The sequence below is a fragment of the Caulobacter endophyticus genome, from assembly GCF_003116815.1.
Taxonomy (GTDB): domain Bacteria; phylum Pseudomonadota; class Alphaproteobacteria; order Caulobacterales; family Caulobacteraceae; genus Caulobacter; species Caulobacter endophyticus.
In genome coordinates this window covers 136831-149566 of the sequence record NZ_QDKQ01000034.1, presented here as the reverse complement: position 1 = coordinate 149566, position 12736 = coordinate 136831, and the positions used below count along the sequence as shown (strand labels likewise).

General features: G+C 69.2%; 10 protein-coding genes. 2 read left to right on the top strand and 8 right to left on the bottom strand.

Going from position 1 to position 12736, the window contains the following annotated elements; all coding sequences use genetic code 11:
• The first annotated feature begins 255 nt into the window (after positions 1–255).
• Positions 256–2334: a putative bifunctional diguanylate cyclase/phosphodiesterase gene (locus DDF67_RS09395; protein ID WP_109100622.1), complete on the top strand. Its 2079-nt coding sequence runs from the start codon at positions 256–258 to the stop codon at positions 2332–2334.
• Between the two features lie 7 nt (positions 2335–2341).
• Here DDF67_RS09395 and DDF67_RS26245 read toward each other — a convergent pair whose 3' ends face one another.
• The 7 genes from DDF67_RS26245 to DDF67_RS09365 form a co-directional block, all read right to left on the bottom strand.
• Positions 2342–2470 (bottom strand): hypothetical protein, encoded by a 129-nt coding sequence (locus DDF67_RS26245; RefSeq protein WP_269845443.1) that lies wholly within the window; start codon positions 2468–2470, stop codon positions 2342–2344.
• Between the two features lie 2 nt (positions 2471–2472).
• Positions 2473–3033 (bottom strand): TetR/AcrR family transcriptional regulator, encoded by a 561-nt coding sequence (locus DDF67_RS09390; RefSeq protein WP_109100621.1) that lies wholly within the window; start codon positions 3031–3033, stop codon positions 2473–2475.
• Complete coding sequence (locus DDF67_RS09385) at positions 3033–3377, bottom strand: DMT family transporter (RefSeq protein WP_109100620.1); 345 nt, start codon at positions 3375–3377, stop codon at positions 3033–3035. Before DDF67_RS09385 ends, DDF67_RS09390 begins: the two co-directional genes overlap by 1 nt.
• 231 nt (positions 3378–3608) lie before the next feature.
• The gene (locus tag DDF67_RS09380; protein ID WP_109100619.1) at positions 3609–4220 is read right to left on the bottom strand and encodes a TetR/AcrR family transcriptional regulator; all 612 of its coding nucleotides are present in this window, start codon (positions 4218–4220) and stop codon (positions 3609–3611) included.
• 179 nt (positions 4221–4399) lie between these two features.
• Entirely contained in the window at positions 4400–7312 is a 2913-nt protein-coding gene (locus DDF67_RS09375; RefSeq protein ID WP_109100618.1) for a TonB-dependent receptor, read from the bottom strand.
• A 118-nt stretch (positions 7313–7430) separates the two neighbouring features.
• Complete coding sequence (locus tag DDF67_RS09370) at positions 7431–8093, bottom strand: class GN sortase (protein ID WP_109100617.1); 663 nt, start codon at positions 8091–8093, stop codon at positions 7431–7433.
• Positions 8090–10219: a marine proteobacterial sortase target protein gene (locus tag DDF67_RS09365; protein ID WP_109100616.1), complete on the bottom strand. Its 2130-nt coding sequence runs from the start codon at positions 10217–10219 to the stop codon at positions 8090–8092. Before DDF67_RS09365 ends, DDF67_RS09370 begins: the two co-directional genes overlap by 4 nt.
• Before the next feature lie 183 nt (positions 10220–10402).
• Here DDF67_RS09365 and DDF67_RS09360 point away from each other — a divergent pair, with 183 nt between their 5' ends.
• Positions 10403–11161 carry a transcriptional regulator gene (locus DDF67_RS09360; RefSeq protein WP_109100615.1) on the top strand — a complete coding sequence of 253 codons (759 nt, stop codon included), beginning with the start codon at positions 10403–10405 and terminating at the stop codon, positions 11159–11161.
• Between the two features lie 115 nt (positions 11162–11276).
• Here the strand turns inward: DDF67_RS09360 and DDF67_RS09355 are convergent, their stop codons facing one another.
• Positions 11277–12734: a tryptophan halogenase family protein gene (locus DDF67_RS09355; protein ID WP_233247605.1), complete on the bottom strand. Its 1458-nt coding sequence runs from the start codon at positions 12732–12734 to the stop codon at positions 11277–11279.
• Between the last annotated feature and the right edge of the window lie 2 nt (positions 12735–12736).

Below are 12736 nucleotides of genomic sequence, written 5' to 3'. Positions count from 1 at the left end.
TTCTGGGACGGACGTAACGCGGCCGCGTTTTCGGAGCGACGGCGCCGAATGTCAATGCGGCGCCGTGCGCGAGGCCCGCAGGATTTCTCATGGCGCCCGCAGGACGACAGGCAAAATCGTCGTCGATCAGGCCCAGCGTCGGCTCTCCGACGATGCACAACGATGTTCGTCGAAAGATACCTTTTCTTATGGAAGAGCGTTTCACTGTTCGGTTGAGGACACGTCCAAGAACAACGTCGGGAAGCCGACAGCAGAATGCTCTCCATGGCCCTGAAGCCCGCGCCGTCCATGGCGGCCGATGACATCCACGCGCAATTGCGGCTTCGAATGGCCTCGTTCGAGGCCTTCGTCGCGCATGCGCCGTTCGCCGCGGCCCTGATCGACCGCAGCGGCCGGCTGGTCGCGCTGAGCGCCGAGTGGCGCGACGAGAACCTGACCCCGAACCTGCATCCGGGCGAGCCCTTCTCCCGCTGCCTGATGAACCGCGAGGACGTCGAGAGCCTGGAGCGCTGCCTGGCGACCGGCGAGCCGTTTTCGCGCTATCGCGCCCAGGCCGGGCATGACGGACAGCGCATCTGGCGCAGCGAGTTCGCCGCCTGCCGCAGCGACGAGGGCGTGATCTTCGCCGTCATCGTCACGGCCCGCGACGTCACCGGCTACGCCCAGACCGCCCTGCGGGCCGAGCGCAACGAGCAGCGCCTGAAGCTGGCGCTGGAGCTCGACGACCTGATGGTGCGCGAGATCGATCTGAAGACCGGCGAGGTCTACGTCTCGGGCACCTGCCTGGAGCTGGAGAAGTGGTGCCTGTTCGACCGCGATCCGCTGGAGATCGTGCACGAGGACGACCGCGAGCGGATGGCCCAGATCATGCGCGCCCGACGCGACGGCGAGGCCGCCGTGTTCGAGTTCCGCCTCAACCGCGACGACGGGGTCGAGACCTGGGTGCGCTCGGTCGGCAAGCGCTTCCTGGGCGCCGACGGCAAGCCCGAGCGGCTGGTCAACCTGTTCAAGGACATAACCGACCGGCGCCGTCAGACCGAGGCCGTGGAGAACCTGGCCTTCCGCGATCCGCTCACGGGGCTGCCCAACCGCGCCTATTTCCAGCGCAAGTTCCAGGAGGCGGTCGACGCCTCGGAGATGGTCGGCGAGATCTTCGGCCTGATCATGATCGACGTCGATCACTTCAAGGACATCAACGACACCCTGGGCCACGACGCCGGCGACGCCCTGCTGCGGCGGCTGGCCGACGTCCTGCGCCACGCCTTCCGCTCGGGCGACACCGTGGCGCGGCTGGGCGGCGACGAGTTCGCGGTGATCCTGCGCGGCCTGCACGGCGAGGGCGACATGCTGCGGCCGATCAAGTCGCTGCAGGACCTGCTGCGCCAGCCGATCCAGCACGGGGGCCGCAGCTTCTCGGTCAGCGCCAGCATCGGGGCGGCCCTGCACGGCGATCCCGACGCCGACCCGCATCACATCTTCAAGAACGCCGATATCGCGCTCTATCGGGCCAAGGACGAAGGGCGCAACCGCTCGATCCTGTTCGACCCGTCGATGCGCTCGGCCCTTGAGCAGCGTCTGGAGCTGCTGCGCGACGTGCGCGCGGCGATCGAGGCCGACGAGTTCATCCTCTACTACCAGCCGGTGATCGACCTGGAGAGCGGCTCGGTGGCCGGCTTCGAGGCGCTGATGCGCTGGGCCCATCCCGAGCAGGGGGTGCTGACGCCCGACCGCTTCATGGCCGCCTTCGAGGACCAGGACCTGTCGCTGAAGCTGGGCGAGGTGGCCTTCGAGACGGCGCTGAAGCAGATGCGCGCCTGGCTGGACGCCGGCATCGAATTCGGCCGGGTGGCGGTCAACATCTCGGCCGCCCAGTTCCGCTCGGGTCGCCTGGCCGAGGAGGTGCAGGAGCGCCTGGCCCGCTGGAACGTGCCGTGCGATCGCCTGACCATCGAGGTCACCGAGACGGTCTACATGGGCTGGGCCTCGGATGTGGTCAGCGACACGGTGCGCAAGCTGCACGCGGCCGGGGTGATGATCGCCCTGGACGACTTCGGCACCGGCTATGCGAGCCTCGCCAACCTGCGCCAGTTCCCGATCGACCGACTGAAGATCGACAAGGGCTTCGTCCAGAACGCCGAGGACGCCGCCATCGTCAAGGCGGTGATCACCCTGGGCAGTTCGATGGGCATGAAGGTGGTCGCCGAGGGCGTCGAGGACCGCGAGCAGCTGGAAGCCCTTGCCGCCTATGGCTGCGACCAGGTGCAGGGCTACCACTTCAGCCGCCCCATGCCGCCGGAGAAGGTGCCGGGGTTCGTCGGCGGCTTCGCCGGATAGGCCGCGGTCAGGCCGCCGTCGGCGTTTCCAGCGGCGGTTCAAGCGGCGGCTCGTCGGGCGCGTCGTGCTGCGGCGCGGTCTCGTCGGCGGGCGGCGTCTCGGGCAGCAGCGCCCAGTGCAGGCGAAGAAAGACCATCCTCAGGTCTCGCGGGTCAGGGCGATCAACCGCGCCTGCAGCGCCTCGGGTGGCTCGCCGCCAGGGTCTCCGTCGTGCAGCACGCGGGCGAACCAGTAGCCGTCGGCGGCCAGGCGCACGACGTGCAGGCTTGGGGCGGAGTCTGTGTCGGCGTGACGGGCCAGGCGCGCGTCGATCCAGCCGCGCCACCGGCGGCGCAGGGCCGGGTCGGTGACCATCGAAATGGTCAAGGCCTGGCCGCTGAGCGCCATGTCGCAGCACTCGAAGGTCGAGATCACATAGGCGCGGGTGAAGGCGCCGTGGCCGCCCTCGTCCTGCGCCATCAGGCGGTCGAGCGACTCTTCCATCTGCTCGAGCATGAAATCGAAGACGGCGTCTATCAGCGCCTGTTTGTTGGCGAAATGGTGGAACAGGCCGCCCTTGGTGACGCCGGCGCGGTCGGCCACGGCCTGGACCGTGATGCCGCCCAGGCCCTGCTCTTCTGCCAGGGCGACGGCGGCCTCCAGCAGGGCGCGGCGCACCTGCTCGGGCTGCTTGGGGCGGTTGTAGGCGGTGGTGCTCATCAATGCCCCAGGGTGCGCGAGAAGAGCTGGGCGACGACCACGCCGCTGACGATCAGGCCGATGCCGATCATCGCCGGCAGGTCGAGCATTTGGCGGAAGAGGACGGCGCCGATCACCGCGGTCAGCACGATCCCGACCCCGCTCCAGATGGCGTAGGCGACGGCCAGCGGCATGTGCTTGAGTGCGATCGACAGCAGGAAGAACGCCAGGGCGTAGAGGCCGGCGGTGGCCAGGCTGGGCGCCAGCCGGGTGAACTGCTCGGACTTCTGCAGGAAGGTGGTGCCGGCGACTTCGGCGACAATGGCGCCGGCGAGAAAGGCGTAGGCGGAGGCGGGGACGGACAAGCGGGACCTCGGGTAGGGAGGTCTGTAAGATACCGCTTGGTCGGTTTGTTTACAAGGTGGGTGCGAGTGATCCTTTAGCGGTGGAAGTCGCCCGCTAGAAACCTCCCCCTGTGGGGGAGGCGATCGCGTAGCGATCGGAGGGGGGGAGTAAACAGGTGGCTAGCCGACTCAGCGGAGGTTGAAAACGGCCCCCCACCGGCCTTCGGCCGCCTCCCCCAGAGGGGGAGGTCCCTAGAGCCCCAGCAGCCGCCGGACCACGAACTCCAGCATCTCGCGGGTCAGCGGTCTCCGGGTGGCCTGGTTGTTCATGGCCAGGCCGCTGATGACGTCGATCACCAGATCTGCGTCGGTGTCGGAGGCGATGTCGCCGCGGGCGATGGCGCGCTCGACGACCTGGCGGTTGTAGGCGCGGCGGCGCTGGAAATCCTCCTGGCCGTTCTGGAACAGCTCGGGCCGCACGCGGCTCTCGGCGATCAGGAAGCTCATGCAGGGGCCGACGACCGGGTCGTTGTAAAGGTTGATCATCGCCTGGCCGAGGGCCACCAGGTCGCCGACAACGTCGCCGGTGTCGGGCAGGGTCTCGAACAGGAAGGCCTCGTTGAAGGCCTCGCCCACGGCCTGCATCGGCGTGGCCCAGCGGCGATAGAAGGTGGCGCGCGGGGCGCCGGCCTTGTCGCAGATCTTCTCCAGGGTCAGGCCCGACATGCCGTGCTGGGCCAGCACCTCCAGCGCCGCGCGCTTGAGGCGGCGTTCCACCTCGGGGTCGCGCGGGCGGCCGGGGCCACGGCGCTTGGCGGGCGGTTCGGAAAGCGTTTCTGGGGGCGGGCCGGGCTCGAAGTCCATGGCCGCAACCTAGAGCGCTTTTGCGAACGATGGTCAAAAAAAGCGGCGCATCCGGGGAGGATGCGCCGCCAAAACCGCATGGCGCTGGGAAGGTCGGCCACGCGAAGCTTGTGAAGAGGTTTTCGTTGTCGCGTGGCAGGCGCCGAAACCGCCCACGCGTTCGGCTGCCACGCTCCGGATCAGAACTTGCCGCGGATCCCGAGCATGATCTGGCGGCCGGGCTGGTAGTAGGTGTAGGCGGCGCTGTCCCACTGGAACGGGCTGCGCTGGGCTTCCTCGGTGATGTTGATGACGTCCAGGCTGACGCGCGGCTGGGTCGGCAGCTTGTCGAACTGGTAGCTGGCCGACAGGTCCCATTGCCCGCGGGCGTCGGTGTTGATGGTGGCCACCGGAATGCCGTTCTGGCCCGGACCCGACGAGATCTGGGCGTCGTTCCAGACATAGGACAGCCGCACCGTGGCCCCATGCTTCTCGTAGTAGCCGGTGACGTTGTAGGTCCACGGCGAGATGCCGACGGCCTGGGCCGGGGCGCCGTTGCCGCGCGCGTTCTGCTCGACGTGAGTGGCGTTGGCGGTGAAGCCCGCGCCGTCCAGCAGGAAGTCCAGCGGCTGCACCCAGGTGACTTCCTGGCCCAGGATGGTCAGCACGCCGTCGGCGTTGACCTGCTGCTGGACGGTGACGGTGGCCGCGTCGGGGCCGCCGCGGTTGTTGATCGCCTGCTGCTGCAGGTTGGTCAGCTGGTCGAAGGGCACGCCCAGCTGGCTGAACGGGATGGTGTTGGTCCCGTTGACCGTGAAGCCGGTCAGCTCCTTGCGGAACAAGGCCACGCCGATGTAGCCCGCGCCGCCCGTGTACCACTCCCCGCCGATGTCGAAGTTGTTGGAGGTGTAGGGCTGCAGGTTCGGATTGCCCTGGTTGGCCTGCTGGGCCGACGGGTCGGCGAAGGTGGTGCCCGGCAGCATGGCGCTGGGGTTGGGGCGGGTGACGGTGCGCGAGGCCGAGGCGCGGACGATCAGGTCCTCGCGCAGGTTCCAGGCCAGGTTGAACGAGGGCAGCAGGCCGTCATAGTTGGTGGTGCGCGACAGGAACGACAGCACGCCGTTGACCGTCTGCGGACCCTCGATGGTCTGGTCGGTCGAATAGTAGCGGGCGCCGAGGTTGAAGCGCAGGTCGCGGTCCAGGAGCTGGGTGGCGCCATTGACCTCGACATAGGCGCCGGTCGTCTTCTCGCGGATCAGGCCCGAGGCCGCGCCGGTGGCGGCGGCGGCCGAGAACGGGGCGCTGTCGAGGAAGGCCTGGTAGTTGCTGTCGGTGAAGAAGCGGTCCTTGTCGAGGGTGATGAAGCCCAGCGGACCGGGCTTGATGTAGCTGGCCAGATTGGCCTGGGCGATGGCCGAGCCGGCGCGGCCGTCGCAGGCGGGAACCGGGGCGGGAACCGGGCTCTGCGGCGTCACCCCGCCGCCGCCGCAGGTGAAGGCCTGCCAGCGGGCGGAGTTGTCGAGCGCGGTGATCGTGCGGCCGACGTCGTCATAGGCGACGCCGAACTTGAAGTTGGTCCCCTTGTCGTCGCCCAGGGTCAGGTCGAAATGGGCGCCCTTGGTCTGGGTGACGCGCTTTTCGGCCTGCACGTTGACGCGGCCGCCGGCCCACACCCAGCCCAGGGCCGGATCGTTGAGGTCCTTGTTGGCCTTGATCGACGGATAGTCGCCGCCGCCGTTGGCGTAGGTGACGTTCAGGCCCGAGTTCAGCGGGGTATTGAACAGCACCGTCGGCGCCTCGCGGAAGAAGACGCTGCGGCTCCAGTTCACCTGGCCGTCCAGCTTGATCCAGTCGTTGGGGCGCCAGGTGAAGCCGGGGTTGAGGTTCAGCACCTCGACGTCTTCCTCGTAGGGCCGGTACTCGAGGAAGAACTGCGAATTGAGGAACGTGCCTTCGGTGACCACGCCCTCGCCGTTCACCTTCACGCCCACCGGGACCATGAAGTTGGAGTTGCGCACGACCCAGTTCATGTCGATGCGCTCGAACGAGCGGCTGCCCTTGGAATAGAGGGTGTCGAAATAGACGTTCAGCTGGTCATTGGGGCGCCATTCGGCCGACAGCACGTAGGAGTCGCGGTCGCGCTCGCCCGAGCTCCAGCTGTCCCGGCCAAGGCGCGGCAGCTGGGCGTCCGACAGCTGCTGCAGCGTCGTGCCCGGATTCAGCGCGGCCAGCAGGGCGTTGTCGACGGCCTGGCCGGGCGTCAGGCCGTTGGAGGTGATGCCGGCCGGCACGGTCGAGGCCCAGTTGAAGTTGTTGCCGCCGGTGGCGTTGCAGCCGGTGCAGGTCATGTTGGCGTTCGACCAGCCGACGCTTTCGAAGCCGGTGGTGGTGCTCTTGACCCGGGCGATGGCGACGCCGCCCAGCAGGCCGAAGTCGCCGATCGGGGTCTCCCAGGTCTTGGAGGCGATCAGCGAGCCGCGCGGGCTGATGTCGTCGGCCTGGTTGTTCTTGCCGGCCTGCAGCGAATAGATCAGCTGGCCGTCACCCTTGTAGTCGAAGGGGCGGGCGCTGCGCATGTTGACCACGCCGGCGACGCCGCCCTCGACCATGCCGGCCGTCGGGGTCTTGTGCACGTCTAGCCGGGTGAAGAGCTCGGTGGGGAACAGGTCGAGGTCGACCTCGCGGTTCTGGTTCTGGCTGTCGGTGCGGCCCGACGAGGCCACCGCGATCTGCGAGCCGTTCAGCAGGATCTTGGTGAAGTTGGTGCCAAGGCCCCGGATGGTGACGTTCAGGCCCTCGCCGTTGATCTCGCGGGTCAGCTGGACGCCGGGGATGCGGTTGAGGGACTCGGCGATGTTGAGGTCGGGAAACTTGCCGATGTCCTCGGCGAAGACGGAGTCGGTGAAGGCGACGCTTTCGCGTTTCGCATTGGTCGCGTCGGCCAGGCTCTTGCGATAGCCGGTGACGACGATCTCCTCGACCGAGTCGGCCTCGCTTCCCTGCGGCGCGGGCGCCGTCTGGGCCAGGGCTGGCAGGGCGACCAGGGCAGTGGTCAGGCAAGTGGCCCCGATCAGGGCCTGGCGGATTCCGCGCGTGCGGTGGCTGGACGACATCTCTCACTCCCCTGGCGCTTGTGGCTTTTCGCGCTTTTCGTCTCGACCGCCGCCGTCCGCCGTTACCCGGCGATACGGTTGGTAGCGGTCACAGGAGTGAACGGCTACGAGGTAAGGCCTATCGTGTCAAGGTGGTCATACCTTTGCGATCCTGTAGGTCGGACAAGGTCAAGCTTGTCTCCACCGGCCTGGCCATGACCACGTAGCGCAGCGGTCCATGGGCCTTGGCGTCGAGCGGCCAGCAGGTGGCCAGGGCAAGGCCCTGTCCGGGCGCGCGGGGGTCCAGGCCCGAGGCGTCCCAGCGCACGACCCTGGCGCCGGTCACCTCGAAGCGGACGATCTTGCCGTCGGCGCGCTCGACCAGGATCGGATCGCCGGGTTTGACCCTGCCCAGCACCGCGAAGTGGGTGTCGCGGTGGGCGGCATAGACGGCTGTGCCCCGCTCGCCGGCCTGGGGCGTGCCGGCCACATGGCCGGGACCGAAGGCCAGGGCCTGGCCGCTGGCGCCGTCCAGGGCGATCACCCGTTCGCTTTGGTTGGGGAAGGCGATGCGGGCCGTGGGCCAGGTGTCGGCCCAGCTCCAGGGGCGGACCGGCGCGCCGCCTTGGCGCTGGCTTTGCTCGAAGGCCCGCTCCAGCAGCACCTGGGCCAGGGCCGCCTTGGCGTGGATCCACAGGCCCTGGCCGCAGAGCGCCAGGCCCAGCCCTCCGGCCGCCAGGGCCGGAAGCAGAAAGGGGAGCCGCCGGCGGGCGGCTCCCAGGAGGCTGTTGGCCCGGCTCAAGCCACGCTCCTCCGCCGGCCCAGCGCCCAGCCGCCGCCGCCGAGCGCCAGGGCGAGCGCCATCAGGCCCAGGCCCGTAAGGATCAGCATCGGCGCGTCGGTCGCCGTCTGCGGCAGGTCCAGCTGCGCGATCTGCTGCTCGGGATCGGCCGGGGCGTCGGCGGCGCCCGTCTCGGCCTTGCGGTTGAACAGGGCGTCGAAGTCCCAGCCGGCCGGCAGGTTCAGCGGCAGGTCGCTGCGCAGCAGCGGGGCGTCGGCGGGGCGGGCAGGGGATTTGTCCACCGCCACCAGGCTGGTCTGGCTGGTCACCAGGCCATGGTCGAGGCCCAGCTTCAGCACCCGGGCGTCGGCCTCGTCCTCGGTGATCTGGGCCAGGGTGCGGGCGACCTCGGCGTCGGTGATCTTGCGACGCGCCCACAGCTTGGAGATCCCCTTGCCGGCTTCGGCGTCGCGAAGGCGGATCCTGGTCTGCCAGGGACGGCCGTCGATGACGCCGCTGACCGTCAGCACGCCGTCGAGGTCGTCCACCCGGGCGGCCAAGGTGACCGGCTCGCCGCGATAGAGGTCGGGCAGGACGGCGGGCGCTGCGTCGGAAGCCGTGCCCTCGAAGCGGGCGACGAGGTTGGTGGCGACAGGGCTCTCCAGCTTGTCGAACAGGGCGCGCATGGCTTCCTCTACCCCGTCGGTCGAGCCGATGTGGGTGAAGGTCCCGCGGCCCAGCTCGGCGGCGCGGCTCATCAGGTAGCTGTTGGGGGCCGAGCCGATGCCGACCATGAACACCTTCGAGCGGCCGCGGCCGGCGGTGATGGCGTCGAACAGGCCCTGCTCGTTGCTGATCGCGCCGTCGGTCATGAACACCACCTGACGCACGCGGCCCTGGTCGCCGCCTTCGTCACGCAGCGCGGCGGCCATGGCCGGAACCATCTCGGTGCCGCCGGTGGCCTCCAGGCCCGAGACGAACCTGCGGGCGCGGGCCAGGTTGGCGGCGTCGGCGGCGACCGCGCCCTCGAACAGCACGGTCAGGGTGTCGTCGAAGCGCACGACGTTGAAGCGGTCGCCGCTCTTGAGGTTGGAAAGGCCGTACAGCAGGCCGGCCTTGGCCTGGCGCATCGACTCCCCGCCCATCGAGCCGGAATTGTCGATGACGAAGACGATGTCGCGGGCCGGCGGCGGGCCGCCGCGGGCGGCGATCGGCGGGGTGACCTGGGCCAGCACGTAGTGGGCGCCGGCCACCTTCTCGCGGAACAGGGCGACGCTGGGGGCGGCCAGCGGAACCGGTTTCCAGGTCAGCACGAAGTCGCGGTCGGCCGGGGCCTGGCCCTTGGCCAGGGTGACGACCTTGCCGCCCTTGTCGTCGCGGACATCGACGGCGTGGCTGGCGCTGGCCACCGCGCCCAGCGGGAAGCCGGCGCGCAGGCGGACGGTCACGGTGACCGGGTTGATCGCGCCGGCGGCCTTGGGATCGATGATCGCCGCGCGGCTTTCGGGCGTCGGGGCCGCGCCCGGCGAGGCGTAGCGCGGGGCCACGACCAGCGGCATGCGCAGCGAATATTCGCCGGCCGAGACGGCGATCGGAGCCTGGTATTCGATCTGCACCAGCACCGTCTCGCCGGGGGCGAGGTTGGCGACGGCGTTGGTGAACATGTTGGGGCGGTTCTGCTCGACCAGGGCGGCCTTCCTGCCCTGGGCCTTGGCCGCCTCGTAGATTTCCTGGGCCTCGGCGCGCTTCTTGATCTCGCCGACGATCACCTTCTTGCCGACCACCATCTTCAGGGTGTCGACCGCACCGTCCTGGGGCAGGGGATAGACGTAGACCGCCTCGACCCAGTGGCCGGTGTCGTTGCGGAAGGCCTGCGTGACGCGGCCGCGCACGGTCAGGCCGCTGACGGTCATGTCGATATCGGTCCCCAGGCGCACGGCCTCGACCACCTGGTCGCCGCCCTTGGCGCGCATGATCAGGCCGCCAGCGGCCGTCTCCTCCGCCTCAGCGGCGTGGCCGGTCCCGGCCAGGGCGACCAGGAGCAGCAGCCCCAGGGCGAAGGCTTCGCAGAGGATGGCGAACCACCGGCCGGGGCGGGCGCGGGCGGCGACGCGGGGCTTGGATGCGCCGACGTCTTGAGCGGACATGGGAGGATCTCCTTGGGGCTCGAAAGCAGGTGATCTCTCTTGTCGTCACATCGGGGTGCAGCCGCGACCGGCGGGATTTGCAATCTTCGTGAGGGATCCGTGCAGCTTGTCCGGAGGCGGGCTTGTCGCGCCGGGTCCGGCGCCGCAGTGTGCGGAAATGTGCGGATTCGTGAGGCCTAGCCGATGACCCTGGCGCCGGAAGCCGAGCTGCCCGACGAGCAGAGTCTGGCCATCGCCGCCGGCGTGCGCGAGGCTCTGGCCCGTCGCCGCATGTCGCGCCAGCAGCTGGCCGACAAGGCGCGCATCAGCATCTCGACCCTGGAGAAGGCGCTGAGCGGCCGCCGCCCCTTCACCCTGGCCACCACCATCCGGCTGGAAGAGGCGCTGGAACAGCCGCTGCGCGCGCCTGTCCGGCCGGCGCCCGCCGCCGTCGCCGGCCTGGCGCCCGAGGCCCTGGGCGCCTATTCGCGACCGGCCGTCACCTGGCTGGAGGGCGAGTACCTGACCCTGCGTCCCTCGTTCGAGGACCCGGCCGCCGTCTATGCCTATCGCACCGAGATCGTCTGGGACGAGGCGGCCTCCAGCCTCGTGTTCCGCGAGGCCGCGCGCCAGGACGCCGAATTCACCCAGCGCGGGGCGGTGTCGCTGTCCAATCAGTCGGGCCACACCTATTTGGTCACCAACGAGTTGGGGCAGTTCCGGCTGATCATCCTGGGCCGGCCGGCGATCGGCGGCGAGATGTACGGCATGCTCACCACCCTGCAGGTCGGCCAGGGCAGTCACCTGACGCCGGCCGCCGCCCCGATCGCCTTCGTGCCGCTGCGCCGGGTGGCCGAGCCGGCCTTCGGCCGCGTCGGCCCGGACGCAGCCGCCTATGACGAGTACCGCGCCGCCCTGGCGAGGGTCACCGACAAGGGCTTCGCGCGGTTCTTCGCGGGCTGAGGCGACGCGAAAACCACGCCCTTCGACAAGCTCAGGGTGAGGTTTCCGATTGAGCCGCCGAGCCTGAAATGGTCCTCATCCTGAGCGTGTCGAAGGACGGAAGCCACGCTGCGAACTAAGCCGCCCGCGCACCCGCCACGCGCTCGGCCACGAACGTCATATGATCCGGCATGGCTTCGGCCGAGCGGGCGATCACCGCGCGGATCTCGTTCATGCGGGCGCGCAGCAGGTCCTCGCTCATGACGTCGGCCATCGGGTCCCAGCCCCTGGGCCTGAGGCCCTGGCCGACCATGACGGCGAACCACGAGGTGTCGTTGAACAGCTCCTCGTTCTCGCGGAACACTCGGCCGTGGCTCTCGAAGACGGCGATCTTGTCGGCCAGGTAGTCGGGGATCTGCATCTCCCGCAGATAGTCCCAGTACGGCGTGTCCGCGCGCTCGGTGGCCTTGTAGTGCAGGATCAGGAAGTCGCGGATCTTCTCGTACTCGAAGGCCATCACCCGGTTGTAGCGGTCGATATCAGGCTGCTGGAAACGGCGGTCGGGGAACATGGCCAGGAGGCGTGAGATGCCCACCTGGATCAGGTGGATGCTCTGGCTTTCCAGCGGCTCCATGAAGCCGGCCGACAGGCCGATGGCCACGACGTTCCTGCTCCAGCTCTTCTTGCGGCGGCCGGCCTTGAAGCGCAGCAGGTTGGGATCGGCCAGGGCTTCGCCGTCGAGATTGGCCAGCAGGTAGGCCGTGGCCTCGTCCTCGCTGATGTGCTGGCTGGAGAAGGCGTAGCCGTTGCCTATCCGGTGCTGCAGCGGGATGCGCCATTGCCAGCCGGCGGGGCGGGCGGTGGCGCGGGTCACCGGATCGGTCGAGCCGCCCGAGGCGCAAGGGACCGCCACCGCGCGGTCGTTGAGCAGCCAGTGCGACCAGTCCTCGAAGCCGCTCTTCATCGCGCCCTCGATCAGGAGGCCCCGGAAACCCGAGCAGTCGATGAAGAGGTCGCCCTCGACGACCGCGCCGTTCTCCAGCGTCACCGACTCCACGAAGCCGTCGACGCCGCGCAGGGCCACGTCGACGATCCTGCCCTCGATGCGGCGCACGCTGCGGGCCTCGGCATAGTCGCGCAGGAAGCGGGCGTAGAGGCCCGCGTCGAAGTGGAAGGCGTAGGCGATGTCGCCCAGCGGCGAGTTCTTCTGGCCGGTGGGCCGCTGGAACTTCGCATGCGCGGCCGCCAGCGACTGCAGGGAGTATTCGGAAAGGTCGGCGGCTTCGCCCATGGCCTGGTAGCGCAGCCAGTAGGCATGGAACGACACCCCCTCCATGTCGACGCCGTAGGGACCGAAGGGGTGGTGGTAGGTGTGGCCGATCTCCTTCCAGTCGCGGAACTCGATGGCCAGCTTGTAGGTGGCCTTGGTCTTGCGCAGGAAGTCGTCCTCATCCAGGCCCAGCATGCGGTTGAACATGTTGATCTGGGGGATGGTCGACTCACCGACCCCGACCGTGCCGATGGCCTCGCTCTCGATGACCGTCACCTTGGTGACGCCATCCTTGAGGAAGCGGCCCAGGGCGGCGGCGGTCATCC